The sequence below is a fragment of the Streptomyces galbus genome (genome assembly GCF_005280195.1).
GTDB classification, from domain to species: Bacteria; Actinomycetota; Actinomycetes; order Streptomycetales; family Streptomycetaceae; genus Streptomyces; species Streptomyces galbus.
This window is the reverse complement of the sequence record NZ_SZPR01000017.1, coordinates 188,772-215,607: the sequence shown is the minus strand read 5'-3', so window position 1 is coordinate 215,607 and position 26,836 is coordinate 188,772. Positions and strand designations below refer to the sequence as shown.

Sequence of the window (26,836 nt, the reverse complement as noted above, 5' to 3'; positions counted from 1 at the left end):
GTGTGGCATCCCTGAGGAGGGTTGGCGTGAAGCGCAAGCTGATAGCCGCGATCGGTATCGCGGGCATGATGGTCTCCATCGCGGCGTGCGGGGACAGCGACGACAAGGGCAACGGCTCGAACGGCTCCGAGGCCAAGGAGCTGACCGTCTGGCTCACCGTCGACGCGCAGAACAACTGGCCGGACCTGGTCAAGGCGGCCGACGACGCGGTGGTCAAGAAGCACCCCGGCGTCAAGATCAAGCACGAGTACTACGGCTGGCCGGACAAGAACACCAAGCTCGACGCCGTCCTCGCGACCGACAAGGCGCCGGACGTGGTCGAGATGGGCAACACCGAGATGCTCGGCTACATGGTCAAGGGCGCCTTCGCGCCGCTGGACGCCGCCAAGTTCGACAACTCCTCCGCCTGGCTGGACGGCCTGAAGGCGTCCGTGACCTACGAGGACAAGACCTACGGCGTGCCGTACTACGCGGGCGGCCGCGTCGGCAACTACCGCAAGGACGTCTTCGCCGCGGCCGGCGTCAAGAGCGCCCCCAAGACCTACGCGGAGCTCACCGCCGCCCTGGACAAGGTGCAGAAGAAGGAGGGCAACTCCTTCTCCGCCTGGTACCAGCCCACCCGTGACTGGTACGCGGCCATGTCCTTCGTCTACGACGCCGGCGGCTCCATCGCCAAGGAGGAGGGCGGCCAGTGGAAGGCCAACCTCTCCTCGCCCGAGTCGGTCAAGGGCCTCACCGCGTACAAGGACGTCGTCGACAAGTACATGCACGGCGACAAGACCAAGGACGAGTCCGACCGTTACATCGTCTACGGCCAGGGCAAGTCCGGCATGATCTTCGGCGCGGCCTGGGAGGGCGCGACCGCCGCCGACCCGAAGAACGACAAGACCGGCAAGCTCAAGGACAACCTCGAGAACTTCGTGATGCCCGGCCCGTCCGGCAAGAACATCCCGGTCTTCCTGGGCGGTTCGGACCTGGCCGTGCCGGTCAAGTCCGGCGCCAAGGACCTGGCCGCCGAGTGGATCAACGCGTTCACCGGCCCGGCCGGCCAGAAGGGCCTGATGGCCAAGGGCAACCTGCCCAACAACAAGACCGACCTCGCGACCCTGAAGAACGACCCCGCGACGGCGGTCCCGGCCACCGCGGCCGAGTCCAACTGGTTCGTCCCGATGGCCCCCGGCTGGGGCCAGGTCGAGAAGGCCCAGGTCCTGCAGACGATGCTGCAGTCCATCGGCACCGGCAAGAAGTCGGTCGAGGCCGCCGCGAAGGAAGCGGACGCCGCGATCGACAAGGTCATCAACACCAAGTGACCCGACCGCAGGGCCCCGCGACCCCGGGGGGAAGTCCGGGGGCGGGGCCCTGCGTCCCGTGCGCTCTCGCCGTACGGGACCGAAGCCTTCGTACGACCTGAGGTACCGCTGAGGAGCGCGCGATGAGTGCCGCAGACACGACCACCCCTGCCAAGGTGCCGCCGCCGCGGCAGGCGCCGCCCCCGGCCGCCCCGGACACGCCCCGCAGACCCCGCGCGAAGGGCGCCGCCGGCACGCCCTGGCTGCTGCTCGCGCCCTGTCTGCTGGTCCTCGCCGTGGTGATGGGCTACCCGCTGGTCCGCCTGGTCACCCTGTCCTTCCAGAAGTTCGGCCAGTCGCAGCTGTGGGGCTTCCAGCCCGCCGAGTCGACCGGGTTCGCCAACTTCACCAAGGTCCTCTCGGACGGCGAGTTCTGGCAGGTCGTGCTGCGCACGATCGTCTTCGCGGCCGGCTCGGTGATCTTCACGATGGTGCTCGGCATGCTGATCGCGCTGCTGCTGCAGCAGGTCTCCGGCTGGGTGCGCACCCTCATCAACATCGCGCTGGTGGCGAGCTGGGGCATGCCGGTCATCGTCGCCACCACCGTCTTCAAGTGGCTGTTCGACTCCGACTACGGCATCCTCAACGCGCTGCTGAGCAAGCTGCCCGGGGTCGACCTGATCGGCCACAACTGGTTCGCCAGCGGGCCGCAGGGCCTCGCCGTGATCATGCTGCTGGTGGTCTGGGGCGCCGTGCCCTTCGTGGTCATCACGCTCAGCGCCGGTCTCACCCAGGTGCCCAAGGAGCTGGAGGAGGCCGCCCGGCTCGACGGCGCCGGCGCCTGGGGCGTCTTCCGGTACGTCACCCTGCCCATCCTCAAGCCGATCATCGTGATGCTCACGACCCTGTCGGTCATCTGGGACATGGGCGTCTTCCCCCAGGTCTTCGTCATGCGCAACGGCCACCCCGAGGCCGAGTTCCAGCTGCTGACGACCTACTCCTACGACCGCGCCTTCGTCGTCAACGACTACGGGCAGGGCTCGGCGATCGCCCTGATCACCGTGGTGCTCCTGCTGGGCGTGGTCGCCGTGTACATGCGTCAGATGCTGAAGATCGGAGAGGTCGAGTGAGCACCATGAGCAGCACGCGCACGCCTGCTGCGCGCAAGGGCACCAAGGCGGGCTGGAACCTCCTCGGCCTGCTGGTGTTCGCCACCGCCGGCTTCCCCGTCTACTGGATGCTCAACACCGCGTTCAAGCCGGCCAAGGACGCCATCGACCCCGACCCCAGCCTGTTCCCGACGGGGCTGACCTTCGCCAACTTCCGCCGCGCGCTGGACATCGCCGACTTCTGGGGCCCGGTCGGCCGCAGCCTGGTCGTGTCCCTGTCGGTCGTGCTGATCGGCATCGTGGTCGGCATGCTGGCCGCGCTCGCGATCTCCCGCTTCGCCTTCCGCGGCCGCAAGGTCGTGATCGTCGGCATCCTCGCGGTCCAGATGATCCCGCTGGTCGCCATGATCATCCCGGTGTTCCTGCTGCTGAACGACCTGAAGCAGTACGACAAGCTCACCGGCCTGGTCATCACCTACCTGACCTTCATCCTGCCCTTCACGGTCTGGACGCTGCGCGGCTTCATCGTCAACATCCCCAAGGAGCTGGAGGAGGCGGCCATGGTCGACGGCTGCTCGCGCACCGGCGCCTTCATGCGGGTGGTCTTCCCGCTGCTCGCCCCGGGCATGGTCGCCACCTCCGTCTACGCCTTCATCCAGGCGTGGAACGAGTACCTCTACGCCCTGATGCTGCTCAGCCAGCAGCACCAGACCGCCACCGTGTGGCTCAGCAACTTCAGCACCAAGCACGGCACCGAGTACGCCCCGATGATGGCCGGCGCCACCATGATGGCCGTCCCGATCGTCGTCCTCTTCCTCCTCGTCCAGCGCAAGATGGCCGCGGGTCTGACCGCGGGCGCCGTGAAGGGATAACGCCACCCGATGACGACACTCGCCACCGGCACCACCGGGTCCGACGCCAAGGACGCACTCACCCGGGACGCCCTGACCGTCCTGCAGCCCGGCTTCCCCGGGACCACCGCCCCCGACTGGCTGCTGCGCCACCTCGGCCAGGGCCTGGCCTCGGTCGGTCTCTTCGGCCGCAACATCGCCTCGCCCGAGCAACTGGCCGCGCTCACCGCCCAGCTCCGCACCGAACGCGACGACGTCCTGGTCGCGATCGACGAGGAGGGCGGCGACGTCACCCGCCTGGAGGTGCACACCGGTTCCTCCTTCCCCGGCAACCACGCCCTGGGCGCGGTGGACGACACCGAGCTGACCGGGCAGGTCGCGCACGAGCTGGGCCGCCGCCTCAAGGAGTGCGGGGTCAACTTCAACTGGGCCCCCTCCGCCGACGTCAACGCCAACCCGCGCAACCCCGTGATCGGCGTCCGCTCCTTCGGCACCGAGCCCGACCTGGTCGCCCGGCACACGGCCGCCTACGTCACCGGGCTCCAGGCGGCCGGCGTCGCCGCCTGCACCAAGCACTTCCCGGGCCACGGCGACACCGCGGTCGACTCCCACCTCGCCCTGCCCCGCATCGACGTCGGCACCGAGGTGCTGTCCGAACGCGACCTCACGCCGTTCCGCGCGGCGATCGCGGCCGGCAGCCACGCGGTGATGAGCGCCCACATCCTGGTCCCCGCGCTGGACCCGGACCGCCCGGCAACGTTGTCCCGCCGCATCCTCACCGACCTGCTGCGCGGCGAGCTGGGCTACCAGGGCCTGATCGTGACCGACGGCATGGAGATGCAGGCGATCGCCGCCACCTACGGCATCGAGCGGGGCAGTGTCCTCGCCGTCGCGGCCGGCGCGGACGCCATCTGCGTGGGCGGCGGCCTCAACGACGAGGGCACCGTGCGGCTGCTGCGCGACGCCCTGGTGGCCGCCGTGCGCGCCGGCGACCTGCCCGAGGAACGGCTCGCGGACGCCGCGGAGCGTGTGCGGGCCCTGGCCCGGTGGGCGGCCGCGCAGCCCCCCTCGGCGGGCGGTGCCCCGGGCCACGCGGACATCGGCCTCACCGCCGCCCGCCGCGCCCTGCGGGTCACCGGCGCCGACACCTTCACCCCGCTCACCGAGGCGCCGTACGTCGCCCTGTTCACCCCGGTCGCGAACATCGCCGTGGGCGACGAGACCCCCTGGGGCGTCGCGGCCGACCTGGCCCGGGCGCTGCCCGGCACCGGGAGCGGCCACTTCTCCGGCACGGACGCGGGGGCCGAGGTCCTGGCGGCGGCGGGGGAGCGCCGGATCGTGGCCGTGGTCCGCGACGAGCACCGCCACCCCTGGATGGCGGCCTCCCTGGACACGCTGCTCGCCGCCCGCCCCGACACGGTCGTGGTGGAGATGGGCGTCCCGCAGGCCCCCGCCCGCGGCGCCCTGCACGTGGCGACGCACGGCGCGGCCCGGGTCTGCGCCCAGGCGGCGACGGAGGTCCTGACCGCCCGCTGAGCGGTACCACGCACGAGGCGCCGGTGGCCCATGGCCACCGGCGCCTCTCGTCCGTGCGGGGGGTGCGCCCCGTCCCTCAGATGCCCTGCCAGTCGGGCTTGTTCGCATACGTGTGCCGGAAGTAGTCCGCCAGCTTCAGCTTGGATGCGGCGGCCTCGTCGACCACGACCGTGGCGTGCGGGTGCAGCTGCAGCGCGGACGCCGGGCACACCGAGGCGACCGGTCCCTCCACGCTCGCGGCGACCGCGTCGGCCTTGCCCTCGCCCGTCGCCAGCAGCACCAGGTGGCGCGCCTCCAGGATGGTGCCGATGCCCTGGGTGATCACGTGGTGGGGCACCTGCTCGATGTCGCCGTCGAAGAAGCGCGCGTTGTCCACCCGCGTCTGCTCGGTCAGCGTCTTGATGCGCGTGCGCGAGGCCAGCGACGAGCAGGGCTCGTTGAACCCGATGTGGCCGTCCGTGCCGATCCCGAGGAGCTGCAGGTCCACGCCGCCGGCCGCGGCCAGTGCCGCGTCGTACGCCTCGCAGGCCGCCTGCACGTCGTCCGCCGTGCCGTCCGGTCCCAGGAACTGGTCCATCGCGACGCCCAGCGGCTCCAGCACCTCGCGGCGCAGCACCGAGCGGTAGGACTCCGGGTGGTCGGCGGGCAGCCCGACGTACTCGTCGAGCTGGGCGATCCGCGCCCGGGAGACGTCCACGGCGCCGGAGCGCACCTTCGTGGCCAGGGCCTCGTAGACGGGCAGCGGGGTGGAGCCGGTGGCCACGCCGAGGACGGCGTCCGGCTTGCGCCGCACGAGCCGTGCCATGGCCTCGGCGACGATCTCGCCACCCGCCGCGGCGTCCGGAACGATGACAACTTCCACGCTGGGCCTGCCGTTCTGGGAGAGTCATGTGGTGTAGACCAATCTAACAGAATCGGGCGTCCCCTCCCAGATTTCGGGCCCCGGCGCCGGGGGTGCGGCCGGGCGCCCGAGGGGAAGTCCCCGAATTCGCGCCGCCGAGCGGGCCCGGACGGGAACCCGCAGGCGTTAGGCTGCGTTGACACAACGAACACCTCTCTCTCTCCATGGACACGCACAAGTGGTCTAGTCCACAATCGGGGGAGGGGAACCGCACGGTGAACCGCACAGCCTCCGTCTTCCCCGCACAGGAAGGCGGACCGAGGGACCGGGACTCTCTGCCCTGACTGCCCCGGCTCCTCACCGTCGGCCGACCGGGACCGCACACCCCACGGCCGATAAAGCTCCGGGCTGCGGTGCCGGGAGGGTTGAGGGTCCCTCCCAGGCGCCGCGGCCCGCGGGTGTTCTTTCGGCCGTCCGAGAACCGCCGGGTACGCTCGCCACGTGCCCTCCATGAACGAACTCGTACGCCAGCACACCGCGCTCGACGCCTCCGACCTCGAGTGGCTGCACCTGCTGGTGTCGGAGTGGCAGCTGCTCTCCGACCTGTCCTTCGCCGACCTGGTCCTGTGGGTGCCCACCCGGGACGGCACGCGGTACGTCTCCGTCGCCCAGATGCGGCCCAACACCGGCCCCACTTCCTACCAGGACGACATGGTCGGCCACCTGGTCCCGCGCGGCCGCCGGCCCCTGCTGGACGCCGCGCTCGACGAGGGCCGCATCGTGCGCGAGGGTGACCCGGAGTGGCGCGAGGAGGTTCCCGTCCGGGTGGAGTCCATCCCGGTCCGGCGCGACGGCCGGGTGCTCGGCGTCATCGCCCGCAACACCAACCTGCTCACCGTGCGCACCCCGAGCCGGCTGGAGCTGACCTACCTGCAGAGCGCGTCCGACCTGGCGCAGATGATCGCGGCCGGGTCGTTCCCCTTCCCCGACCAGCAGGTCGACATGGACGCCTCACCGCGCGTCGGCGACGGCCTGATCCGCCTCGACGCGGACGGCGTCGTCCAGTACGCCTCCCCGAACGCGCTGTCCGCCTACCACCGCCTCGGCCTCGCCTCCGACCTGGTCGGCCAGCACCTGGGCCTGACCACCGCCGAACTCGCCCCCACCCGCGGGCCGGTGGACGAGGCGCTGGCCAAGGTCGCGAGCGGCTGGGCGCCCCGTGAGTTCGAGATCGAGGCGCACGACGGGGTCATCCAGTTCCGGGCGATCCCGCTCAAACCCAAGGGCACCCGGATCGGTTCCCTGGTCCTGCTCCGCGACGTCACCGAACTGCGCCGGCGCGAACGCGAGTTGATCACCAAGGACGCGACCATCCGGGAGATCCACCACCGGGTGAAGAACAACCTCCAGACGGTGGCCGCGCTGTTGCGCCTGCAGGCCCGCCGCATCGAGTCCGAGCGGGGCCGCGAGGCCCTGGAGGAGGCCGTGCGCCGGGTCGGCTCGATCGCCATCGTCCACGAGACGCTGTCCCAGAACCTGGATGAGCGCGTGGAGTTCGACGAGATCGCCGACCGGGTGCTCGCGATGGTCGCCGAGATCTCCCCGGGCAAGGTCACCGGCCGGCGCACCGGGCGCTTCGGCATCCTCGACGCGGAGGTGGCCACCCCGCTGTCCATGGTCCTCACCGAGATCCTGCAGAACGCGCTCGAACACGGCTTCCGCGAAGGGGAGACGGGCACCGTCGAGGTCTCGGCGGTGCGCGGCGGCACCAGCAAGGAGGCCCGGCTGCTGGTCACCGTCCAGGACGACGGCGTGGGCCTGCCCGAGGGCTTCGACCCGCACACCTCCGGCAACCTCGGCCTGCAGATCGTACGGACGCTGGTGGAGGGGGAGTTGGGCGGCACCTTCGACATGGTCCCGGCGCCGGAGCGGGGCACGCAGGTGATCCTCGACGTCCCGGTGCGGGCGCAGAAGTAGCGGCCGGACAGCAAAGAGCCCCGGACCGTGAGGTCCAGGGCTAGTGCTCCCTGCTGCTGGTACTCAGCGCTTCGGGGGTACTGCGCGCTGCGGCTCGGGGGCGGGAGATGCGTACGCGGTGTACGCGCCGCCAAGCTCAGGCTGTGTGCGGGGCGGGTGTCAGGCGGAGGCCTGACGGGCCCGGTTGCGGGCGGCGCGGCGCTTCATCGCGCGGCGCTCGTCCTCGCTGAGACCACCCCAGACGCCGGAGTCCTGACCGGACTCGAGCGCCCACTGCAGACACTGCTCGATGACGGGGCAGCGACGGCAGACGGCCTTGGCTTCCTCGATCTGCAGCAGCGCAGGACCGGTGTTGCCGATGGGGAAGAAGAGCTCGGGGTCTTCCTCGCGGCAAACGGCGTTGTGACGCCAGTCCATGGCTGCTACCTCTCCTTGGTATGACTGTGCAGGTTAGCTTGTGAATGTGAACGCTTTCACGAATCCCTCAACAAGTGAAGGGCCGACCGCCGAGTCTTCCCCGGCGTGGTCCTGTGTGTGAAGAGGGGTTCCGGTGATCAGTGGAGGCCGGTGTTGCGGGCCGTCCCGATCGCCACGTAGAGACTCGCAAACCTCAGCGGCGGATACAACCCCTTCCGGAAAGTTTTTTTTGATTCCTCGGTGTCGACTAGGTCACAGCCGTACTTCCATGGGGTGGATCCTGGCCTAAACGTTCGAGTGAAAGGACTTTCGCCCCTTCTGCTCACACAATCACACGCAGTGCACGGCGTACGCCTGTGAACGTCACGCTGGTCCGCAGTCCCAGGTGGTCTCCGTCCATCTGGAGAGGCAGGGGGACCTTCGAATGCAAGGTGAAGCGGGTCAGGTCGTGCAGCGACACCGCATGCCGTCCCTGGGGTCCCCGCTCCGGGGACGAAAGGAGCAACTGGGTCACATACCGGGCAACTGCGGGGGTGGACAGGCGGCTGAGACCGAGCACGTCGAGCCCCGTGTCGAACGAGGCCTTAGGCGACGCGTACACCGGACGATTGCCCAGATAGGTCCACGGAGCCGTGTTGCAGACTATGGACAGCACCAGATCGGTGACCGGCTCGGCGCCGTCCCGCTCCAGGACGATCGTCCCGTGCCGGCGGTGCGGATCGCCGAAGAACTGGCGCATCGCCTGGCGGACGTAGAGCGCGTGCGTGGACCGCTTCCCCTGCTCCCGGTGCTGCTCCACCCGCCCCACGACCCCGGCGTCGAAGCCCAGCCCCGCGTTGAACAGGAACCAGCGGGACGGCACCGCCTCGTCCTCGGTGCCCGGCGTGCCCGAGGTCAGACCGAGCCCGACCGTGCGCTCCCGGCCGTCGCGCAGCGCGTCCAGCAGGGCGCCGGTCGCCTCGACGGGGTCGTTGGGCAGGCCCAGGGCACGGGCGAAGACGTTGGTGGAACCGCCGGGCACCACGGCGAGACCGGGCAGGTGGTCGGGGTCGGGGCCGGCGTGCAGCAGACCGTTGACGACCTCGTTCACCGTGCCGTCGCCGCCGAGCGCCACCACCAGGTCGATGTCGTCGCTCTGCGCCGCCAGCCGGCCCAGGTCGCGCGCGTGCCCGCGGTACTCCGTGGTGACCGCCTCGAGCTTCATCTCGCTCGCCAGCGCGTGGATGAGGACGTCGCGCGTGCGGGCACTCGTAGTGGTTGCCGCCGGGTTGACCACGAGAAGTGCACGCATGCAGGGCAGCGTACCGACTGGGGGGTACCCGGCACAGGCCGGGTAGGGAACGGGTAAGAGATCGGGCCGTGACCCTCGACACGGGCGCTGCGCGCGCCACGGTACCGGGCAGCGGGGCGCACGGCACCGGGCACCGAGGGCGCACGCACCGGCCCCTGGGGGCCTCCCGGGCCGCGGGCTACCCTTCAGGGGTGACCAGTGAGCAGACGCCCGAGACCGTGCCCACCGTGGTGGAACGCCCGCGCCGGCTGACGTACGCCGCCGTGCTCGTCGCCCTGGAGGGGCTGGCGCTGGTCGTCGCCGGGGTGTGGATGCTGGTGCTGGGGATCGCCGGGGAAGCGGGCGACCGGCAGCAGGCCGTCACGGGGGGCGTCACCCTCGTCGTCCTGGCGCTGCTGCCGCTGCTCGCCGCCCGCGGACTGCTGGCCCTGCGGAGCTGGAGCCGGGGGCCGGCCGTCATCACCCAGATCATGGCGCTGCCCGTCGCCTACAACCTGCTCCAGGCCGACAGCGTGGCCGTCCCGGCCGGCATCGTCCTCGGGGTCGTGGCGATCGCGGCGCTGGTCCTCCTCATCCACCGCGAGACGACCCGCGCCCTGGGAATCCGGGGTCCGGGCCGCGGGCGGGACGAGGACGAGGGGCCGGCGGCCGATCAGCGGGCCGCGCGCCGCAAGTAGGGCACGGGCCGCGCGCTCCTAGCCGGCCGTGTGCGAGGGCCGGCCCGCCGGGCCGGCCCGGAATCCTCCCGCCCGCCGGCGGGCCGGGGGTCTACTCCTCGACCAGCAGCTTCTCGCGGAGCTGGGCGAGGGTGCGGGCCAGCAGCCGGGAGACGTGCATCTGCGAGATGCCGACCTCCTGCGCGATCTGCGACTGGGTCATGTTGCCGAAGAAGCGCAGCAGCAGGATGCGCTTCTCGCGCGGGGGCAGGTCCTCCAGGAGCGGCTTGAGCGACTCCCGGTACTCCACGCCCTCCAGCGCCTCGTCCTCCGCGCCCAGGGTGTCGGCGACCGCGGGGGACTCGTCGTCGGTGTCGGGGACGTCCAGCGACAGCGTGGAGTAGGCGTTCGCCGACTCCAGGCCCTCCAGGACCTCCTCCTCCGAGATGGCCAGCTTCTCGGCGAGCTCGTGCACGGTCGGGGAGCGGCCGTGCAGCTGGGACAGCTCGGCGGTGGCCGTGGTCAGCGCAAGCCGCAGCTCCTGCAGGCGCCGCGGCACGCGGACCGCCCAGCCCTTGTCGCGGAAGTGGCGCTTGATCTCGCCCACGACCGTCGGCGTCGCGTACGTGGAGAACTCCACCCCGCGGTCCGGGTCGAAGCGGTCGACCGACTTGATCAGGCCGATGGTGGCCACCTGGGTGAGGTCGTCCAGCGGCTCGCCGCGGTTGCGGAAGCGGCGCGCCAGGTGCTCCACGAGCGGCAGGTGCATGCGGACCAGCTGGTTGCGCAGCTCCGCGTACTCCGCGCTGCCCTCCTTCAGCCCCCGCAGCTCGACGAACAGCGCCCGCGCCCCGCTGCGATCGTGAGGCTCGTGCCGTGTGCCCGGCACCACCGGTTCGTCGTCTCGCTCGTGCTCGCTCATCGTCCCGCCCGTCGCCCTCTGTCGAGCCGTCGCCCCCGACCGGCCGGGGGAGTCCCCGTCTGTTCCGTCCCGGGGCGCGGCCCGCACGGCACCCCGCCGTTCGTGCCGCCCGTCCGGGTCCGGGGTTCCGGCCTGCGCGGAGGTGTCCTCCGGATGCGGCCGGGCCTGCTCGGGGATGCCGTCGATGCCGTCCGCCATGCGTCGGGAACCGCCCGGAGAGACCGTCTCCTCCGCGGCCGGCAGCTCCCGCGTGCCGCGCTCCTCGTCCCGCACCGGACCGTCCCCGTCCCTCACGCCGGACCGGGTCCGGCGCCGCGCTGTTTGTACAGGCTGATCGACACGGTCCGGTCCTCGTCGACGGCGGACGAGACCTTGCCCGCGAGGGCCGACAGCACCGTCCAGGCGAAGGTGTCGCGCGACGGGGCGTGCCCGTCCGTGGTCGGGGCCGAGACCGTGACCTCGAGCGAATCGTCCACGAGCCGGAACACGCAGCTCAGCACCGAGCCGGGCACGGCCTGCTGGAGCAGGATCGCGCAGGCCTCGTCCACCGCGATGCGCAGGTCCTCGATCTCGTCCAGGGTGAAGTCCAAACGGGCCGCGAGGCCGGCCGTGGCCGTCCGCAGCACCGACAGGTAGGCACCCGCAGCCGGCAGCCGGACTTCCACGAAGTCCTGGTTCGCCGCGGGCTCGCCTGCGATCTGGGACACCCTCACCTCCAAGGTGGTACAAGCTGTTCGGGGCCGGGGGTCGCCCCCCGGGTAACGCGAAGTGTGGTACAGCCGTGACGCTATCGCGCTCCCGACCGTACTGTCCCCGGGACCCCGGCCCCTTGGTGTCACTCACAGTAAAGCTGTGGACACGCTCCGTGTCTAGGGGGTCCGCGGGCCCAAATGGGAAGAGCGCGCGCCGGGTTGACGTACCCAGGCGTCAGACGCTCGAACCGTACCCGGTGCGGCCGCTTCCGCTCACACGAGGACGTGGTCCACGAAGCACCAGCGCCAGTCCTCCCCGGGCTCGAAGGTCCGCATCACCGGGTGGCCCGTGTCGGCGTGGTGCCCGGTGGCGTGCCGGTTGGGCGAGGAGTCGCAGCAGCCGACGTGCCCGCACGTCAGACACAGCCGCAACTGCACCGGGTGGGTACCGTCCCGCAGGCACTCCGGGCACGTCTCGCTCAGCGGGGCGGGCTCCGGGTGCGGCAGCGCGTCGGTGTGCGTGCACTGTTTCATGATTGCCAGATTACGACGGTCGTGCGGACGGCCGCGCGGAAAACGAGGGTGGGCTGGACATGGACGTGATGCCACTGCTTCTGCTGGTGGCGGCGAGCGCGGCGATCGCCGCCGGGGCCCGGCGCACCCCGGTGCCGGCGCCCCTGCTGCTGGTCGCGGTCGGGCTGGCGGTCTCGTACGTGCCCGGGGTGCCCGACTACACGCTCGACCCGGAGGTCGTGCTGCCGCTGCTGCTGCCGCCCCTGCTGTACACGTCCGCCATCGACAGCTCCTACCTCGACCTGCGCGCCCAGACCCGGCCGGTGGCGCTGCTGTCCGTCGGGTACGTGCTGTTCGCGACCCTCGTCGTCGGCGCGGCGGCGTACCTGCTCGTGCCGGGGCTGCCGCTGACCGCGGCGCTGGTGCTGGGCGCCGTGGTGGCGCCGCCCGACGCGGTCGCGGCGACGGCCGTGGCCCGCCGCGTCGGGCTGCCCTCGCGGATCACCACCATCCTGCAGGGCGAGTCGCTGCTGAACGACGCCACCGCGATCACCGCGTACAAGGTGGCCGTCGCGGCCGCGGTGGGGGAGGGGGCGTCCTGGGCGGGCGGCATCGAGGAGTTCCTGATCGCCGCGGTCGGCGGCGTGGTGGTGGGCCTGGTCCTCATGGCGCCGATCCACTGGCTGCGCACGCACCTGCGCGAGGCGCTGATGCAGAACACACTGTCGCTGCTCATCCCGTTCGTCGCGTACGCGACCGCCGAGCAGTTCCACGCCTCCGGGGTGCTCGCCGTGGTCGTCGTCGCGCTCTACCTCGGGCACCGCGCGTGGGAGGTCGACTTCGCCACGCGCCTGCAGGAGGAGGCCGTGTGGAAGATGGTCGCCTTCGTCCTGGAGTCGGCGGTGTTCGCCCTGATCGGTCTGCAGCTGCCCGTCGTCCTGCGCGGCCTCGGCGACTACGAGGGCCTGGACGCCGCCTGGTACGCGGTCGTGCTGTTCCTCGTCGTCGTGGCGGTGCGCTTCGCCTGGGTGTACCCGGCCACCTTCCTGCCCCGGCTGCTGTCGGCACGCATCCGCGCGCGCGAGGAGAACCCGACCTGGCGGGCGCCCGTCGTCATCTCCTGGGCCGGCATGCGGGGCGTGGTGTCGCTGGCCATCGCCTTCTCCATCCCGCTGACCGTGGACCACGGCGAGGGCGCCTTCCCGCACCGCAACCTCATCCTGTTCCTGACGTTCACCACCGTGATCGGCACCCTGGTGGTGCAGGGCCTGACCCTGATCCCGCTGATCCACCTGCTGAAGTTCCCCGGCCGCGACCGGCAGGCCGAGACCCTCGCCGAGGCCAACGCGCAGGCCCAGGCGTCCCTGGCCGCCGAGCGGCACCTCGACGAACTCCTCTCCGACGAGCGCAACGCCCTGCCCCCGCCGCTCGCCGACCGGCTGCGCACGGTCCTGGAACGCCGCCGCAACGCCGTCTGGGAGCGCCTCGGCCAGACCAACCCGGTCACCGGTGAGACGGTCGACGACACCTACCGCCGCCTGTCCCGGGAGATGATCAGCGCCGAGCGCGCGGTCTTCGTCCGCCTGCGCGACGGCCGCTACATCGACGACGAGATGCTGCGCACGCTGCTGCGCCGGCTGGACCTGGAGGAGGCGGCGGCGTACCGCGAGACGACCTAGGGCTCGCGGCGCCCTAGGGGGTGCGGTCGGCGAAGGCGCCCGGGCTCAGCCGGTGAACGGTGCCCCGGTGACCACGGCGGCCACGGTCGTGCCGGGCGTGAAGGCGCCCTCCTCGGCGAGGGCCAGCAGGGCGTACAGCAGCTTCGCCACGTACACGGGCTCGACCGGCAGGCCGTGGCGGCGGGTGAAGTCCACGGCGAACGACGCGAGCGCGGGCGTGGTGCGGGCGTAGCCGCCGCAGTGGAAGCGGTCGTCCAGGCTCCACACGCCGCGCGGGCCGCCGAACGCGTCGGTCTGCAGCGCCCGTATCTCCCCTTCGAGGAATCCGCCCTTGAGGACCGGGATGCCGAGCGCCCGCTGGCCGGGGCCGAGGCCGGCCGCGAGCCCGGCCAGCGTGCCGCCCGTGCCGCAGGCGACGGCGACCACGTCGGCACGGCCGCGCAGTTCCTCGCCGAGCGCGGTGCAGCCGCGCACCGCCGCCGCGTTGCTGCCGCCCTCGGGGATCACGTGGGCGTCCCCGGCGTCCGCCGCGCGCAGGATCGCGGCCAGCGTGTCCGGCTCGTGCTTGTGGCGATACGTCGACCTGTCGACGAAGTGCAGCCGCATGCCGTCGGCCGCGCACCGGGCCAGGGAGGGGTTGAGGGGCCGGCCGGCCAGCTCCTCGCCGCGCACCACCCCGACCGTGGGCAGCCCGAGGAGGCGGCCCGCGGCGGCGGTGGCCCGCAGGTGGTTGGAGTAGGCGCCGCCGAAGGTGAGCAGCGTGCGGCCGGCCGCGGTCCGCAGGCTGGGGACGAGCTTGCGCCACTTGTTGCCGACGAGGTCGGGGTGGATCAGGTCGTCCCGCTTCAGCAGCAGCCGCACCCCGTGCCGGGCGAACCGCTCGTCGGCCACCTCCCGCAGGGGGGACGGCAGTCGCGGGGCGAGGACGTCGGCGCTGGTCACGCACCCATTGTGGCGGGTCGGCGCGGGGCGGGCGCGTGCACCGGCGGCCTGCCGTGCGGCCGCGTCACTTCAGCCGGGCCCTGATCCGTTCGCGCAGCCACGTCATGGAGAAACCCCTCGGGTCCACCTTGCCCGGCTGCCACTCCAGGTGGCCGATGACCGACCGCTCCGTCCAGCCGTGGTGACGGCACACCGCCGCCGCGGCCCGCTCGATCGCCTCGAGCTGGGCCGGCGGCCAGGGGTCCTCGCCGTCGCCGAGGTTCTCGCACTCGAAGCCGTAGAAGTAGCGGTTGCCGTCGGTGTTCGCCTCGTTGTCCTGCGGCAGCCGCTTCTCGGCGATCACCGCGCGCAGCACGTCGTCGTCGCCGAGCCCGGCGTGGTTGGCGCGGCCGTAGCCGACGAGGTGGACGGTGCCGTCCTTGGTGATCACGCCGTGGCAGAGCGGCCCCGGCAGGTCGTCGTGCCCGGTGCGGCACAGCTCCACCGTCCGCGCGGCCCCGCGGGTCACCGTGTGGTGGATCATCACGCCGTGGACGGGCCCCCAGGGGCCCTTGTGGTTGCGGTTGTGGTGCCGCCAGTCGCCGACCTCGACGACGGTGACGCCCTCGGCCCTGAGCCGGTGCAGGAAGCCGTCCGCGGACAGGGGAGTGGCCATGCCGTCTCCTTCGTGCCGTTGCCACGACGGCCGCGGGACGCGACCGCCTGGAAGCGCTTCTACCGGAGACGGCCGGGAGGGGCACCTCGCTCGGTCAGGTCCGGTCCGATACCGACAACTCCGGTGTCTGCGCAGGTGGGACGGGTCCTCCCGGCGCGGGGACCGGAGCCGGAGGCGCGGCGATCCCCCTGTCTGCCCAGTCGTCGGATGATCCAACCCCGCTCTTTCGTGTAATAGCACCGACACGGTGCGTGATGGAAGGCTGGGGGCGAGACGGATGCCGGGCGCAGCACGGCCCCGGTGCGACAGGTGCGTCACGGGAGGGCAGTTCTCTATGTCGGTAGGCGAAGAGGTCCGCACGGAGCAGGGCAAGCCGCAGCAGAGCCTCGGCACCGCGGCCGCGCGGAACCTGGCCACCACCACCAAGTCCGTTCCGCAGATGCAGGAGATCAGCTCCCGCTGGCTGCTGCGGATGCTGCCCTGGGTGGATGTCCACGGCGGCACCTACCGGGTCAACCGGCGCCTGACGTTCGCGGTCGGCGACGGCCGCATCACCTTCGTGAAGACCGGGGACCGCGTCGAGGTGATCCCCGCGGAGCTGGGCGAACTCCCCGCGCTGCGTTCCTACGACGACATCGACGTCCTCGGCGAGCTGGCCCAGCGGTGCCGGCAGCGGGAGATCGGCGCCGGCGAGGTCATCGCCTCCTTCGGCAGCCCGACCGACGAGGTGTACCTGCTGGCCCACGGCCGGGTCGAGAAGGTCGGCACCGGCCCCTACGGCGACGACCAGGTGCTCGGCGTCCTCGCCGACGGCGCCCACTTCGGCGACCAGGCGCTGCTCGACGCCGACGCCATCTGGGAGTACACCGCCCGCGCGGCCACCGCCTGCACCGTGCTCACCCTGTCCCGGAGCGACTTCGAGCAGGTCCAGGAGCGCGCGGACTCGCTGCGCGAGCACGTCCAGCGGCAGCGTTCGATCCCGCAGCAGCGCACCAACCGCCACGGCGAGAAGGAGGTCGTCCTCGCCTCCGGCCACTCCGGCGAGCCCGACATCCCGCACACCTTCGTGGACTACGAGGCCCGGCCGCGCGAGTACGAACTGAGCATCGCGCAGACGGTGCTGCGCATCCACACGCGCGTGGCCGACCTCTACAACCAGCCGATGAACCAGACCGAGCAGCAGCTACGGCTCACGGTCGAGGCGCTCAAGGAGCGCCAGGAGCACGAGCTGGTCAACAACCGCGAGTTCGGCCTGCTGCACAACTGCGAGTACGACCAGCGGATCCAGCCGCACGACGGCGTGCCCAGCCCCGACGACATGGACGAGCTGCTCAGCCGCCGGCGCGGCACCAAGCTCTTCCTCGCCCACCCGCGCGCGATCGCCGCGTTCGGCCGCGAACTGAACAAGCGCGGACTGGTGCCCGAGACCATCGACGTCGGCGGCAACCGCATCCCGACCTGGCGCGGCGTGCCCATCTACCCGTGCAACAAGATCCCGGTCACCGAGGCCCGGACCAGCTCCATCATCGCGATGCGCCTCGGTGAGCAGGACCAGGGCGTCATCGGCCTGCGCCAGTCCGGCATCCCGGACGAGATCGAGCCGAGCCTGTCGGTCCGGTTCATGGGCATCAACGAACAGGCCGTCATCAACTACCTGGTCACGGCGTACTACTCGGCCGCCGTCCTGGTCCCCGACGCCCTCGGCGTCCTGGAGAACGTCGAGGTGGGCCGCTGGCGGTGACCTCCGCGGCCCGCGCGCCCCGCTCCCGCCCCGCCCGGCGGGGGCACCCCGGGCGCCCGGGCCGCTCCCCGGCGCGACCCGCGCCACCGTCCGCGGACCCTGCGAGGGAGACCAGGTGACCGACTTCGCCACGGAGAGCAGACCGACGAGCACCTGGGACGGACAGGAGGCCACCGCGATCCTGGCCGACGCCCGGGCCGCGGTCGACCCCGGGCTGCGCGCGGCGGTCGACGCGCTGCCCACCGGGATGCGCCGGGTCGCGCGCTATCACTTCGGCTGGGAGCACGCGGACGGCACCGTGGCGGCGGGCCACGCCGGCAAGGCCGTCCGGCCCGCGCTCGTCCTCACCGCGGCCGCCGCGCTCGGCGGTCCCGCCGCCCGCACGGCGGCCCTCCGGGCGGCCACGGCGGTCGAACTGGTCCACAACTTCACCCTGTTGCACGACGACGTGATGGACCGGGACACCACGCGCAGACACCGGCCCACCGCCTGGACCGTGTTCGGCGTCCCCGACGCGATCCTCGCCGGTGACGCCCTGCACGCCCGGGCCCTCGGCCTGCTCGCCGCCGACCCGCACCCGGCGTCCGCGGCGGCCGTGGCACGACTCGCGTCCTGCGTGGTCGAGCTGTGCGAGGGCCAGCAGGTCGACACCGCCCTGGAGCGGCGCCACCCCGGCGAGGTCACCCTCGACGAGGTGCTCACCCTGGCGGAGGCGAAGACCGGAGCACTGCTGGGCTGCGCCTGCGCCCTGGGCGCGCTGTACGCGGGGGCGGCGCCCGGGGACGTGGACGCGCTGGACGCGTTCGGCCGTGAGGCGGGGCTCGCCTTCCAGCTCATCGACGACGTGATCGGCATATGGGGCGACCCCCGGCACACGGGCAAGCCGGCCGGCGCCGACCTCGCCGTCCGCAAGAAGTCCCTGCCGGTGGTGGCCGCGCTGACCTCCGGCACTCCGGCGGCGGCCGAACTCGCCGAGCTGTACGCCCGGCCCTACGCCGCCGCGGACCTGGAACGCACGGTGCTGGCCGTCGAGCGGGCGGGCGGCCGCGACTGGGCGCAGGCCCAGGCCGCCGACCGCATGGCCCGCGCGGTGTCCGAGCTGACCCGGGCGATCCCGGACCCGGAGACGGCGGGCGGCCTGCTGGCCCTCGCGGAGTTCGTGACCCGGCGCAGCGCCTGAGGTCGGGTCACCCGACCCCGGGCCCCGGGCCGGTGCGGCCCTGACACCGCCCGGCGTCCGAGGACCCGGACGAACGGGTCCCGCGCATCCCCACGGTGCGCGGGGCCCACCCACGCCATCGCCCTCGCCCGTCCGCCCGGCGACCGGCGCGTGCCCCACCCCCTGGCACCGGACGCCGGTGGACGCGCCCCGAGCAGTTCCTGGTTCGTCCAGCTCCGCGCGCTAGCGAGGTGCCGCGAGTACGTCCCGGAGCACGTCCTCGAGCGTGACGCGGGCCAGCTCGTGCCTCAGCGTCTCCTCGATGCCCTCATAGATGCTCTGCATCGTCGGCTGGATGCCGTAGCCCACCACGCATCCCTGGTCCGGAGTGGTGCGGTGCATCGCGAACAGCGGGCCGGGTTCCACTGCCTCGTACACATCGAGCAGGGTCATCGTTCCCAGCTCACGCGCCAGCGACCAGCCCGCGCCCGCGCCCCGCCGGGACTCCACGAGCCCGGCCCGCCGCAGCTCGCCGAGCAGCCGCCTGATCACCACGGGGTTGGTGTTCGCGCTGGTCGCGATCTGCTCGGAGGTGGCGACCTCATGACCCTGGCGCTGATAGAGACCGATCCAGGCCAGTGCGTGGGCAGCGATGGTCAACCTGCTGTTGGCGCTCATGACCCTCCTCTCGGCCGCAACACTTCATGTTACGACGGCACAGTCGTAACAATGAAAGTTGCAACTAACTGTCGTAACAACTAGCGTTGCGACTGTCGGGGGAAGCGTCAATCAACGAGGTGGGAAGAATGAGCAAGCCACTCACGGGCAAGGTCGCCCTGGTCACCGGGGGGTCGCGCGGACTGGGAGCGGCGACCGTACGGCTGCTGGCCGAGCAGGGTGCCGACGTCGCCTTCACCTACGTCAACTCCGAGAAGCGGGCGCGGGCCGTCGTCGACGAGGTGCACGGCAAGGGAGCCAAGGCCGTCGCTCTCCAGTCCGACCAGGCGGACACGAGCCGGGCGCCGGCGCTGATCGACGACGTGGTCGCACACTTCGGCGGCCTGGACATCCTCGTCAACAACGCGGCGATCTCTGTGGCCGGCACGGTGGACGACCCGGACGCCGACACCGCCGCACTGGACCGGATGCACGCCACCAACTACCTCGGCGTGATCGCCGTCATCCGGGCCGCCTCCCGGGTGCTGCGCACGGGCGGTCGCATCATCACGGTGAGTTCCGGACTGGGCTCCCGGGTCGGCGCCCCCGGCCTTGCCGACTACGCGGCGACCAAGTCCGGGATCGAGAGGTACACCATGGGCGTCGCACGCGACCTCGGGCCCCGGAACATCACGGCCAACGTCGTGGAGGCCGGACTGATGGAGGGCGGCATGGAGCCGCCGGACCCCGAGACCCTCAAGACCCTGGTCGGCTCGCTGTCCCTGCAGCGCATGGGACACCCCGACGAGATCGCCGCGGCGATCGCCTTCCTCGCGAGCCCCGCCGCGTCGTACGTCACGGGCGCGGTACTGGACGCCCATGGCGGCTACAACGCCTGAATCCGCCCCCCCTGCCACGCGCCCCGGAGGACAGTGCGCCTCCGGGGCCGGTCCAGGGCCCGGCGGCGCAGTCTCCGTGCGGGTCAGCCCTCCGGCACGACCGCCGCCACGATCCGCTCCACCAGCCCCTCCGGCACCTCCACCCCGGGCAGCACCCCGTCGAGCACCCCCGGCAGGGTCAGGTGCTCCAGGATCAGCCCGAGCATGGCGAGGTAGAGGACGACGACCGTGCCGTCACCGCCGGGCAGCCCGGCGTCCCGGTGGAAGGCGATGCCGAACTCCAGCTCGCCGCGCACCGACTCGGTGAACGAGGTCCGCAGTCCGGGACGCCGGGTGGCCTCCAGGCGCATCTCCAGCAGGGCGAGGTAGCCGGTGCGGTCCCGCACCACCCGGGACATCAGGTCCCGCATGAGCGCGGTGACCAGGGAGCGGTCCCGGGGCCTGGTCATCAGCTCCCCGAGCACCTCGGGGTCCGGCGCGAGCCGTGCGTGCAGCCGGGCGTCGATCTGCCGCAGCAGGTCGTCGCGCGAGGCGAAGTAGTTGGAGGCGGTGCCCACCGGCACCTCGGCCGCCGTGTCCACCGCGCGGAACGTCAGCCCGCGCGCCCCCTCCTGTGCGAGCACCGTGATCCCGGCGTCCACCAGGGCCGCCCTGCGCTCCGGATTGCCCGCCATGCGGCACCTCTCATCTCGTTCCGCCGGGAGGCATCGTCTCCCAGCCCCTTGCAACCACTACACCTGAAGTACTATAACCGAACCACTGCAACCGCAGTGGTTGTGGGTGCGGCCTACGAAACGAGATCCGCTTGCGCAAGCTCACCTACTTCGTCGCCTGTTCGCTCGACGGGTTCATCGGGGACCCCGACGGTGACGCCACGGCGATGATGTCCCTCCTCGACGAGGAGTTCCTGCAGTACCTGCGCACCGAGGCGGCAGACACCCTGCCCACCGCCGCCCGGCGGGCCTTCGGCATCGACGGCCGGCCCAACGAGCGGTTCGACACGGTCATCCAGGGGCGCGGCAGCTACGAGGTCGCGCTGAAGGAGGGGATCACCAGCCCCTACGCCCACCTCCGCCAGTACGTGGCCTCCCGCACGCTGGGCGCCTCGCCCGACCCGGACGTGGAAATCGTCGCGGACGACGTGGTCGGCAGGGTGCGCGCGCTCAAGGCGGAGGAGGGCACCCTGGGCGTCTACCTCTGCGGCGGCTCCCGGCTCGCGGGTGAACTGCTCGGCGAGGTCGACGAGGTGGTCATCAAGACGTACCCCCTGGTGTACGGCCGCGGCATGCCGATGTTCGGCACGGCCGGCGTCGACGTCACCGCGTTCTCCCTGGACGAGGTGCGCGCCTTCACCAACGGCACGCTGGTGCGGACGTACCGCAGGAAGCGCTGAGGCGCGGGCCGCCCTACGCTGGGTCCATGGACAGGGAACAGCGCGTCTGTCCGGCCTGCGGACAGTCCGTCGAGACGGTCGTGCGGCGGTACAAGACCCTCGGTGCCTGGGTGCCGCGCTGGGTCCCGGGGCCCTGCCGCAACCCCGGGTGCGAGGCGTACGACGCCGAGAGCGCCGGGACGGCCGAGGCCGGCAGGAACACCGAGGACGCCGGGGGTGCCACGGACGCCGGGCCGGCGCGCCTGGCCGTGGGTGCCGAGGAGCCCGACCCGCCCGCGGAGCCCGAGGCGTACGGGGAGGCGGCCGGACGGTCCTGACCGGCCCCGTCCCCGTGCCGCCCGGTCCGCGCCCCGCGCGGTAGCGTGCGCCCATGACCGCCGAAAAGCCCCCCGTCCTGCACATCACCGAGCGCCGGCTCTGGGAGGCCGCCCGCGACCGGGGTGACTACCGGTGGTCCACCCGGGGCCGCACCCTCGAGGAGGAGGGCTTCATCCACTGCTCCACCCGTGCCCAGCTCCCGCGCGTCGCGGCCTTCCTGTACGGCGGCCCGGACGCGCCCGACGACCTGGTGGTGCTGGTCGTCGACCCGGCCCGGCTGGACGTCCCGCTGGTGTACGAGGCCGTGAAGCCCGGCGGCGAGGAGTTCCCGCACGTGTACGGGGCCATCCCGGTCGGCGCCGTGGTCGAGGTGGAGGACTGGCGCTGACCGCGGGCGGCCCCCTGCCGAGACACCCCCTAGGAGGCGTCGGGCAGGCCGCCGGTCCGCGGGTCGCGGCCGGTCAGGCAGTACGTGCCGCCCGTCGGGTCCCGCATCACCGTCCAGTGCGGCCGCTCGGCGACGAGGACCGCGCCGAGCCGCTCGTGCCGGGCCCGTACGCCCGCGACGTCCGCGCCGCAGGCCAGGTCGAGGTGGGCGGAGGCCGGGCGCTCGGCGTCCAGCCGCTGGAGCAGCAGCCGCACGGGCAGTCCGGCGGGCGGCGCGACCACGTGGAACTCGGGCCGGGACCCCGCCCGGGACGTCCAGCCGGGCAACAGCTCGCTCCAGAAGGCGACTTCGGCGTCGTAGGCGGACGGCGGGACGTCCAGGCAGACCTGGTCCAGGCGGCTGCCGGCCACCACCGGCGGCCGTACCGTCTCCCCGAGCCACGGCACCGCGCAGAACAACTGCCCGCCGGGTGAGGCGAGGACGGCCCAGTCGTCGTGCGGGGCGACCGTCCGCGCCCCCAGCGCCCGGGCCCGCTCGACGAGCCCCGGCACGTCCTCGACGCAGAGGTCGAGGTGGGCGCCCCCGTCCCCGTCGTCGACGCCCTGCAGCTTCACGCAGGGGTCGGTGCCGTCGGGGAGGAAGGTGGCGAACTCCCCGCGCTCGCCGCGCGGTTCGGACAGCCGGGTGCCGGTCACGGCCGTCCAGAAAGCACCGGCGGACGCGCAGCGCGCACGGGGCCGGTCGACGAACGCGTACACCCAGCGCACGTCTGCGCTCTCAGCCGAGGTCACGCCCCCAGGATGACACGAGGGTTCGCCTGCCCTTCGCCGGGCATTGGCCTCGCTCTGCTTGCCTGGGGGGATGGATCACATCACCTTCCTGGTGGCGGTGGTCATCGTCACGGCGTTGGCCTTCGACTTCACCAACGGGTTCCACGACACGGCGAACGCGATGGCCACCTCCATCGCCACCGGTGCGCTCGGTCCCAGAACGGCCGTGCTGATCAGCGGGGTCCTCAACGTCGTCGGTGCCTTCCTGTCCACCGAGGTGGCCCGGACGATCTCCGGAGGCATCGTGGACGACACCCTAGTCACGCCGGGGATGATCTTCGCGGGGCTGGTCGGCGCGATCCTGTGGAACCTGCTGACCTGGCTGCTCGGGCTGCCGTCGAGCTCGTCCCACGCGCTGTTCGGCGGGCTCGTCGGCGCGGTCTGGGTCGGTGCCGGCTCGCACGGGGTGCACGTCGACAAGGTGGTCGAGAAGGTGATCGTCCCGGCGCTGGCCTCGCCCCTGGTGGCGGGCGTCGCGGCCCTGGCCGCCACCTACTGCGCCTACCGGATCACCGCACGGGCCCGCCGCAAGCCCGTGACCGGCGGTTTCCGGTACGGGCAGATCGCCTCCGCGTCGCTCGTCTCGCTGGCGCACGGCACCAACGACGCGCAGAAGACGATGGGCGTCATCACCCTGACCCTGATCTCCGCGGGCGCGCTCGGCCACGACGCCGGTCCGCCGCTGTGGGTCATCGGCGCGGCGGGACTCTCCATCGGCCTGGGCACCTACCTGGGCGGCTGGCGCATCATCCGCACGATGGGCAAGGGGCTGACGGAGATCCAGTCGCCGCAGGGCTTCGCCGCCGAGACGGCGTCCACCACGGTCATCCTCACCTCCGCCCACCTGGGCTTCGCCCTGTCCACCACCCAGGTGGTCTCCGGCAGCATCCTGGGCGCCGGGCTCGGCCGCCGGCTCGCCGAGGTCCGCTGGGGCGTGGCCGGCCGGATGCTGGTCGCCTGGCTGGTCACCCTGCCCTCGGCGGCACTGGTCGGCGGTGTGGCCGCGAGCGTCGTCACCCACGGCGGGAACGCGGGCGCGGCCGTCGTCGCCCTGGTCGGCGCCGCCCTGGCCGGCGGCATGGTGCTGCTCTCGCGCCGCAACCCGGTGCACGCGGCCAACGTCAACGACAGCCACGAGGTCCGGGTCGGCAGCGCGCCCCCGGCCCACGTCGGCACGGCCGCCTGAGCGCGGGGAGCGGGAGAGATGGAACTCGACTGGAGCGCCCTCGGCCAGGTGGCCGCGGTCAGCCTCGGCGTCACCGTCGCGGTGGTCGTCGTCTTCGCCCTCGGCGTCCTCGGCCTGTCCCGGGCGGAGGACGCGCGGCAGGAGGACGGCGGCCCGACCGCCCTCGGACGGGCCCAGGCGGGCCTGTGCTTCCTCGCGTGCGCCGCGGTGGTGGGCTACGGCCTCTACCTCATCGTCCCGCAGTTCCACTGAGCCGCCCGGGCCCGGCGGACCGGGGTTGGACACGCCGGGCCCGGGTGGAGCAGGATCGGGGGCATGATCAGGCCCGCCGGTGTGCACGACGTCCCCGAGATCCGCGCGATGATCCGCGAACTCGCCGCGTACGAGCGGGCCGAGGAACAGGCCCGCGCCACCGACGAGCAGCTCCGCCGGGCGCTGTTCGACGACCCCCCGGCCGCGCACGCGCTGATCGCCGAGGACGACGCCACGGGCGACACGGTGGGCTACGCGCTGTGGTTCCCCCGGTTCTCCACCTGGACCGGCACCCGGGGCATGCACCTGGAGGACCTGTACGTCCGGCCGCACGCCCGGGGCGGGGGCCACGGCAAGGCGCTGCTCGCCTCCCTGGCCGCCCTGTGCCGCCGCGACGGCTACGAGCGCTTCGAGTGGTGGGTGCTGGACTGGAACGAGCCGGCGATCGGCTTCTACAAGTCCCTCGGCGCCGAACTCCTCGACGAGTGGACGGTCTGCCGCCTCTCCGGCGGCCCGCTGGCGGACCTCGCCGCGCAGGCCCCGAACGACGCCCGCTGACGGCCCCGCGCACGTCCGCACGCACGGCGAAGGGGCCCGGCCGACTGCGACCGGGCCCCTCGCGGAGCCGCGTGAACCGCGGTGGTGCACCGACCGCGGGCTGGCGGAAGACCTGAGCGTCGGGCCTGGTCAGGCCTTCTTGGTCTCCTAGTAATGGGCCGGGTCGGTGACCTGCGGGGATGTTTCCTGTGGGGCGCTGACCTGGCCTTTTGGCGATTGGTGGCGATGGGGTGCGACGGTCTTGAGCGGGTGTCTTGCGGGCTGTGTGCGGACTGGCTTGGGACTTCCCATCACGGGTAGCGCGGCCTGGGTACCGGGAGGATCGCGCTCGACTCGCACATAGCGGTGTTCACGTGCTGCCTGATCCATCGTTTGTGACCCAGGGGCGCTGGTTCCACTACGAGTTGGTTATCGGCGACGGCAACTCTGACTGTGCCGACGCAAGACCTGTTTCCTGTGTGGCCAGCAGCAGGGCGATTGAGGAGATAGTCTCTCTCGCCGTCAGGCACGGGGCCGACGTGACAGTTCTCCGAAAGCTGCGTGCAGGCCACGCGTGTATCTGGGAACGAGCGGGTTATCTCCTCCACAACCTCCGGCAGCGGATTCCTGAACACCCCTCGACCCATGGAGAATAAGACGACGTCTGGAGAGACTGCGTCGCATAGAACTTTTGCAAAAGATTCCTCTGTGCCGCCTCCGCTATGCCCACCGTGATGCGGATAGACAAGAACGTGAGCTGATACTTCCTTATCGCGGCTGAGTATTTGATCCAGACCAGCCGAGTCGAGGTCGCCAGGAAGAAGCAGTGCAGGAAGTCCTTCGAGGAGGACGCGAAGCACGACCGACATTCCGTTGGTCGTAATCTCTGGGCGAACTCGTCCTCTCTTTCCCGTGCCATGACCGATGTCGGTCAAAGTGGGATGGATAACATCGATTAAGACGTTCTCAAGAGAGAGGTCCCAGCCGTCGAGATCGCAAATGGCGAGTCGAGCCTTTAGGCGCCCAGCCTGGTGCAGTGCCGTTAGGAGCGCCAGTAGTTCATGCCATTGCCGACTGTCTTTCTGACTATCGGAGTTTAGCCATACCGTTCCAACTTCGAAGTCGTCATTGGGGAGCAGCCTCAAAGCACCGGCGATGTGGTCACTGTCCGCATGAGAGAGCACCAAGTGCTCGATGCGGCGCACACCTGATGTCACAAGTTCTTGATACAGCAGTTTGTCGGACTTGGCGTCCACTATGACGCACCTATTGCCATCACGAAGGACTGCGCAGTTTCCATGACCTACGTCCAAGATAACTGCCTCAGTCGAGGCCTTCGTGGGCTGTGGCACGGGCTGGATCCCCGCTTGTGCCGTGGTCATTCGGACTTCCAATCAGAGGGGATCTCTGGCGCTGGCCGAAGTTTGTGAAAGAATAATTCGGACTCTTCCTCGGCGTAGAAATTTACGTCACCGAGAAATACCTGACCGATGAGACCGGGCGAGAGTTTTCGGTGCGTGACCGGGAGGCGGGTAGCAGGAATCGTAACTCTAGCGTCCGGCTTCCATGCGGTCACGGTAACTTCCACCGTTGGGTATCCTGAATCACGGTGAATATCGACGACCCGAATCGGAGTGAGGAAGCCTCGCCGCTCAAGCGGACGCACACCATCTGATTCCGCCTTGGCGGCTTTGAGGGCTCCCGGGATCACTTTGACGGACCCAGGTCCCTTCTCTACCACGCGGGGGATGAAATAGCGCCACTCGCGGATTGTTGTCGCTTCGTCATCCTCAACGTAAGCGCTGTACAGGATTGCTGGTAGCTTTCTCTCGTTAGCTCTGTAGACCAGCTCCGCACCGTCGAATCCGACATGCGATTGATGACGTAGGCGATGATCCGAAATCAAAGCATTGCAGCCGCGCGCCCGGATCTCCCTGAGTACGCTATCGAGTGTCTGCGTTTCTCGCAGAAGCATCGATTCAAAACTCAGGGGTAAATCTTCGAGGAGATCGCAGGTCCTGGTCAGCGCATCCTTGCGATCATCTACAAGGGCAACCCTTATTTCATCGAGCCCTTGAAGGTCAGATGTGGCCGTGTCGAGCATCG

29 protein-coding genes are annotated in these 26,836 nt (G+C 71.4%); 16 read left to right on the top strand and 13 right to left on the bottom strand.

Going from position 1 to position 26,836, the window contains the following annotated elements:
• Nucleotides 1-26 precede the first annotated feature (26 nt).
• The 4 genes from E4U92_RS20465 (at nucleotide 27) to E4U92_RS20450 (ending at nucleotide 4,785) form a co-directional block, all read left to right on the top strand.
• Complete coding sequence (locus E4U92_RS20465) at nucleotides 27-1,310, top strand: extracellular solute-binding protein (RefSeq protein WP_137301883.1); 1,284 nt, start codon at nucleotides 27-29, stop codon at nucleotides 1,308-1,310.
• 122 nt (nucleotides 1,311-1,432) lie between these two features.
• Nucleotides 1,433-2,419, top strand: coding sequence for a carbohydrate ABC transporter permease (locus E4U92_RS20460; RefSeq protein WP_137301882.1), 987 nt, complete (start codon nucleotides 1,433-1,435; stop codon nucleotides 2,417-2,419).
• 5 nt (nucleotides 2,420-2,424) lie between these two features.
• A complete protein-coding gene (locus tag E4U92_RS20455) occupies nucleotides 2,425-3,270 on the top strand; it encodes a carbohydrate ABC transporter permease (protein ID WP_137301881.1) in 846 nt (281 codons plus the stop codon).
• A 9-nt stretch (nucleotides 3,271-3,279) separates the two neighbouring features.
• Nucleotides 3,280-4,785 (top strand): glycoside hydrolase family 3 protein, encoded by a 1,506-nt coding sequence (locus E4U92_RS20450; RefSeq protein WP_137301880.1) that lies wholly within the window; start codon nucleotides 3,280-3,282, stop codon nucleotides 4,783-4,785.
• Nucleotides 4,786-4,861: 76 nt separating this feature from the next.
• Here the strand turns inward: E4U92_RS20450 and nagB are convergent, their stop codons facing one another.
• Nucleotides 4,862-5,647, bottom strand: coding sequence for a glucosamine-6-phosphate deaminase (gene nagB / locus E4U92_RS20445; protein WP_137301879.1), 786 nt, complete (start codon nucleotides 5,645-5,647; stop codon nucleotides 4,862-4,864).
• A gap of 480 nt (nucleotides 5,648-6,127) precedes the next feature.
• On the opposite strand from nagB, the gene E4U92_RS20440 reads away from it, so the two are divergent.
• Nucleotides 6,128-7,603, top strand: coding sequence for a sensor histidine kinase (locus E4U92_RS20440; protein ID WP_174863952.1), 1,476 nt, complete (start codon nucleotides 6,128-6,130; stop codon nucleotides 7,601-7,603).
• A 159-nt stretch (nucleotides 7,604-7,762) separates the two neighbouring features.
• Here the strand turns inward: E4U92_RS20440 and E4U92_RS20435 are convergent, their stop codons facing one another.
• Nucleotides 7,763-8,020, bottom strand: coding sequence for a WhiB family transcriptional regulator (locus E4U92_RS20435; protein ID WP_003992873.1), 258 nt, complete (start codon nucleotides 8,018-8,020; stop codon nucleotides 7,763-7,765).
• A gap of 322 nt (nucleotides 8,021-8,342) precedes the next feature.
• Nucleotides 8,343-9,311 (bottom strand): diacylglycerol/lipid kinase family protein, encoded by a 969-nt coding sequence (locus E4U92_RS20430; RefSeq protein WP_137301878.1) that lies wholly within the window; start codon nucleotides 9,309-9,311, stop codon nucleotides 8,343-8,345.
• 191 nt (nucleotides 9,312-9,502) lie between these two features.
• On the opposite strand from E4U92_RS20430, the gene E4U92_RS20425 reads away from it, so the two are divergent.
• The gene (locus tag E4U92_RS20425; RefSeq protein WP_137301877.1) at nucleotides 9,503-9,988 is read left to right on the top strand and encodes a hypothetical protein; all 486 of its coding nucleotides are present in this window, start codon (nucleotides 9,503-9,505) and stop codon (nucleotides 9,986-9,988) included.
• A gap of 91 nt (nucleotides 9,989-10,079) precedes the next feature.
• Here the strand turns inward: E4U92_RS20425 and E4U92_RS20420 are convergent, their stop codons facing one another.
• The 3 genes from E4U92_RS20420 to E4U92_RS20410 all read right to left on the bottom strand — a co-directional run bounded on the left by E4U92_RS20420 (nucleotide 10,080) and on the right by E4U92_RS20410 (nucleotide 12,115).
• The gene (locus E4U92_RS20420; RefSeq protein WP_137301876.1) at nucleotides 10,080-11,183 is read right to left on the bottom strand and encodes an RNA polymerase sigma factor SigF; all 1,104 of its coding nucleotides are present in this window, start codon (nucleotides 11,181-11,183) and stop codon (nucleotides 10,080-10,082) included.
• Nucleotides 11,180-11,596, bottom strand: coding sequence for an ATP-binding protein (locus tag E4U92_RS20415; RefSeq protein WP_137301875.1), 417 nt, complete (start codon nucleotides 11,594-11,596; stop codon nucleotides 11,180-11,182). The genes E4U92_RS20420 and E4U92_RS20415 overlap by 4 nt, the downstream gene beginning before the upstream one ends.
• Nucleotides 11,597-11,854: 258 nt before the next feature.
• The gene (locus E4U92_RS20410) at nucleotides 11,855-12,115 is read right to left on the bottom strand and encodes a UBP-type zinc finger domain-containing protein (RefSeq protein WP_137301874.1); all 261 of its coding nucleotides are present in this window, start codon (nucleotides 12,113-12,115) and stop codon (nucleotides 11,855-11,857) included.
• A gap of 59 nt (nucleotides 12,116-12,174) precedes the next feature.
• Here E4U92_RS20410 and E4U92_RS20405 point away from each other — a divergent pair, with 59 nt between their 5' ends.
• Nucleotides 12,175-13,773, top strand: a complete 1,599-nt coding sequence (locus tag E4U92_RS20405; protein WP_137301873.1) for a Na+/H+ antiporter — start codon at nucleotides 12,175-12,177, stop codon at nucleotides 13,771-13,773.
• Nucleotides 13,774-13,818: 45 nt separating this feature from the next.
• Here E4U92_RS20405 and E4U92_RS20400 read toward each other — a convergent pair whose 3' ends face one another.
• A complete protein-coding gene (locus E4U92_RS20400) occupies nucleotides 13,819-14,715 on the bottom strand; it encodes a 1-aminocyclopropane-1-carboxylate deaminase/D-cysteine desulfhydrase (protein WP_137301872.1) in 897 nt (298 codons plus the stop codon).
• Nucleotides 14,716-14,779: 64 nt separating this feature from the next.
• On the bottom strand, nucleotides 14,780-15,370 hold the full coding sequence (locus E4U92_RS20395; protein ID WP_137301871.1) for an N-acetylmuramoyl-L-alanine amidase: 591 nt from the start codon (nucleotides 15,368-15,370) through the stop codon (nucleotides 14,780-14,782).
• A 334-nt stretch (nucleotides 15,371-15,704) separates the two neighbouring features.
• Between E4U92_RS20395 and E4U92_RS20390 the strand changes: the two genes are divergently transcribed.
• Entirely contained in the window at nucleotides 15,705-17,111 is a 1,407-nt protein-coding gene (locus E4U92_RS20390; protein ID WP_137301870.1) for a family 2B encapsulin nanocompartment shell protein, read from the top strand.
• A 115-nt stretch (nucleotides 17,112-17,226) separates the two neighbouring features.
• Nucleotides 17,227-18,291: a family 2 encapsulin nanocompartment cargo protein polyprenyl transferase gene (locus E4U92_RS20385; protein ID WP_137301869.1), complete on the top strand. Its 1,065-nt coding sequence runs from the start codon at nucleotides 17,227-17,229 to the stop codon at nucleotides 18,289-18,291.
• A gap of 222 nt (nucleotides 18,292-18,513) precedes the next feature.
• Here E4U92_RS20385 and E4U92_RS20380 read toward each other — a convergent pair whose 3' ends face one another.
• Nucleotides 18,514-18,948: an Rrf2 family transcriptional regulator gene (locus E4U92_RS20380; protein ID WP_137301868.1), complete on the bottom strand. Its 435-nt coding sequence runs from the start codon at nucleotides 18,946-18,948 to the stop codon at nucleotides 18,514-18,516.
• A gap of 128 nt (nucleotides 18,949-19,076) precedes the next feature.
• Between E4U92_RS20380 and E4U92_RS20375 the strand changes: the two genes are divergently transcribed.
• Nucleotides 19,077-19,826, top strand: coding sequence for an SDR family NAD(P)-dependent oxidoreductase (locus tag E4U92_RS20375; protein ID WP_137301867.1), 750 nt, complete (start codon nucleotides 19,077-19,079; stop codon nucleotides 19,824-19,826).
• An 83-nt stretch (nucleotides 19,827-19,909) separates the two neighbouring features.
• Here E4U92_RS20375 and E4U92_RS20370 read toward each other — a convergent pair whose 3' ends face one another.
• Nucleotides 19,910-20,500 (bottom strand): TetR/AcrR family transcriptional regulator, encoded by a 591-nt coding sequence (locus E4U92_RS20370; protein WP_137301866.1) that lies wholly within the window; start codon nucleotides 20,498-20,500, stop codon nucleotides 19,910-19,912.
• Nucleotides 20,501-20,631: 131 nt separating this feature from the next.
• Here E4U92_RS20370 and E4U92_RS20365 point away from each other — a divergent pair, with 131 nt between their 5' ends.
• Genes E4U92_RS20365 through E4U92_RS20355 form a run of 3 tightly spaced genes read left to right on the top strand, consistent with a single transcriptional unit; the run spans nucleotide 20,632 to nucleotide 21,925 of the window.
• The gene (locus tag E4U92_RS20365) at nucleotides 20,632-21,219 is read left to right on the top strand and encodes a dihydrofolate reductase family protein (protein WP_137301865.1); all 588 of its coding nucleotides are present in this window, start codon (nucleotides 20,632-20,634) and stop codon (nucleotides 21,217-21,219) included.
• Nucleotides 21,220-21,245: 26 nt separating this feature from the next.
• Nucleotides 21,246-21,536, top strand: a complete 291-nt coding sequence (locus E4U92_RS20360; protein ID WP_137301864.1) for an LITAF-like zinc ribbon domain-containing protein — start codon at nucleotides 21,246-21,248, stop codon at nucleotides 21,534-21,536.
• Between the two features lie 53 nt (nucleotides 21,537-21,589).
• The gene (locus E4U92_RS20355) at nucleotides 21,590-21,925 is read left to right on the top strand and encodes a DUF952 domain-containing protein (protein ID WP_137301863.1); all 336 of its coding nucleotides are present in this window, start codon (nucleotides 21,590-21,592) and stop codon (nucleotides 21,923-21,925) included.
• Between the two features lie 29 nt (nucleotides 21,926-21,954).
• Here E4U92_RS20355 and E4U92_RS20350 read toward each other — a convergent pair whose 3' ends face one another.
• On the bottom strand, nucleotides 21,955-22,716 hold the full coding sequence (locus E4U92_RS20350) for a VOC family protein (protein WP_174863950.1): 762 nt from the start codon (nucleotides 22,714-22,716) through the stop codon (nucleotides 21,955-21,957).
• Nucleotides 22,717-22,786: 70 nt separating this feature from the next.
• Here E4U92_RS20350 and E4U92_RS20345 point away from each other — a divergent pair, with 70 nt between their 5' ends.
• From E4U92_RS20345 to E4U92_RS20335, 3 genes are all read left to right on the top strand, one after another.
• Entirely contained in the window at nucleotides 22,787-23,941 is a 1,155-nt protein-coding gene (locus E4U92_RS20345) for an inorganic phosphate transporter (protein WP_137301862.1), read from the top strand.
• Between the two features lie 18 nt (nucleotides 23,942-23,959).
• Nucleotides 23,960-24,193: a hypothetical protein gene (locus E4U92_RS20340; protein WP_137301861.1), complete on the top strand. Its 234-nt coding sequence runs from the start codon at nucleotides 23,960-23,962 to the stop codon at nucleotides 24,191-24,193.
• A gap of 63 nt (nucleotides 24,194-24,256) precedes the next feature.
• Complete coding sequence (locus E4U92_RS20335; protein WP_137301860.1) at nucleotides 24,257-24,751, top strand: GNAT family N-acetyltransferase; 495 nt, start codon at nucleotides 24,257-24,259, stop codon at nucleotides 24,749-24,751.
• Between the two features lie 290 nt (nucleotides 24,752-25,041).
• Here the strand turns inward: E4U92_RS20335 and E4U92_RS20330 are convergent, their stop codons facing one another.
• Nucleotides 25,042-26,112 (bottom strand): ComEC/Rec2 family competence protein, encoded by a 1,071-nt coding sequence (locus E4U92_RS20330; RefSeq protein WP_137301859.1) that lies wholly within the window; start codon nucleotides 26,110-26,112, stop codon nucleotides 25,042-25,044.
• On the bottom strand, nucleotides 26,109-26,834 hold the full coding sequence (locus E4U92_RS20325) for a DNA-binding transcriptional response regulator (RefSeq protein ID WP_137301858.1): 726 nt from the start codon (nucleotides 26,832-26,834) through the stop codon (nucleotides 26,109-26,111). The genes E4U92_RS20330 and E4U92_RS20325 overlap by 4 nt, the downstream gene beginning before the upstream one ends.
• Between the last annotated feature and the right edge of the window lie 2 nt (nucleotides 26,835-26,836).

Excerpts from the sequence above, each read along its gene's own strand:
- E4U92_RS20460 (WP_137301882.1), top strand. The coding sequence starts at position 1,433 with ATGAGTGCCGCAGACACGACCACCCCTGCCAAGGTGCCGCCGCCGCGG.
- E4U92_RS20455 (WP_137301881.1), top strand. The coding sequence starts at position 2,425 with ATGAGCAGCACGCGCACGCCTGCTGCGCGCAAGGGCACCAAGGCGGGC.
- E4U92_RS20450 (WP_137301880.1), top strand. The coding sequence starts at position 3,280 with ATGACGACACTCGCCACCGGCACCACCGGGTCCGACGCCAAGGACGCA.
- E4U92_RS20435 (WP_003992873.1), bottom strand. The coding sequence starts at position 8,020 with ATGGACTGGCGTCACAACGCCGTTTGCCGCGAGGAAGACCCCGAGCTC.
- E4U92_RS20430 (WP_137301878.1), bottom strand. The coding sequence starts at position 9,311 with ATGCGTGCACTTCTCGTGGTCAACCCGGCGGCAACCACTACGAGTGCC.
- E4U92_RS20410 (WP_137301874.1), bottom strand. The coding sequence starts at position 12,115 with ATGAAACAGTGCACGCACACCGACGCGCTGCCGCACCCGGAGCCCGCC.
- E4U92_RS20405 (WP_137301873.1), top strand. The coding sequence starts at position 12,175 with ATGGACGTGATGCCACTGCTTCTGCTGGTGGCGGCGAGCGCGGCGATC.
- E4U92_RS20395 (WP_137301871.1), bottom strand. The coding sequence starts at position 15,370 with ATGGCCACTCCCCTGTCCGCGGACGGCTTCCTGCACCGGCTCAGGGCC.
- E4U92_RS20390 (WP_137301870.1), top strand. The coding sequence starts at position 15,705 with ATGTCGGTAGGCGAAGAGGTCCGCACGGAGCAGGGCAAGCCGCAGCAG.
- E4U92_RS20380 (WP_137301868.1), bottom strand. The coding sequence starts at position 18,948 with ATGAGCGCCAACAGCAGGTTGACCATCGCTGCCCACGCACTGGCCTGG.
- E4U92_RS20375 (WP_137301867.1), top strand. The coding sequence starts at position 19,077 with ATGAGCAAGCCACTCACGGGCAAGGTCGCCCTGGTCACCGGGGGGTCG.
- E4U92_RS20370 (WP_137301866.1), bottom strand. The coding sequence starts at position 20,500 with ATGGCGGGCAATCCGGAGCGCAGGGCGGCCCTGGTGGACGCCGGGATC.
- E4U92_RS20360 (WP_137301864.1), top strand. The coding sequence starts at position 21,246 with ATGGACAGGGAACAGCGCGTCTGTCCGGCCTGCGGACAGTCCGTCGAG.
- E4U92_RS20355 (WP_137301863.1), top strand. The coding sequence starts at position 21,590 with ATGACCGCCGAAAAGCCCCCCGTCCTGCACATCACCGAGCGCCGGCTC.
- E4U92_RS20345 (WP_137301862.1), top strand. The coding sequence starts at position 22,787 with ATGGATCACATCACCTTCCTGGTGGCGGTGGTCATCGTCACGGCGTTG.
- E4U92_RS20340 (WP_137301861.1), top strand. The coding sequence starts at position 23,960 with ATGGAACTCGACTGGAGCGCCCTCGGCCAGGTGGCCGCGGTCAGCCTC.
- E4U92_RS20335 (WP_137301860.1), top strand. The coding sequence starts at position 24,257 with ATGATCAGGCCCGCCGGTGTGCACGACGTCCCCGAGATCCGCGCGATG.
- E4U92_RS20330 (WP_137301859.1), bottom strand. The coding sequence starts at position 26,112 with ATGACCACGGCACAAGCGGGGATCCAGCCCGTGCCACAGCCCACGAAG.
- E4U92_RS20325 (WP_137301858.1), bottom strand. The coding sequence starts at position 26,834 with ATGCTCGACACGGCCACATCTGACCTTCAAGGGCTCGATGAAATAAGG.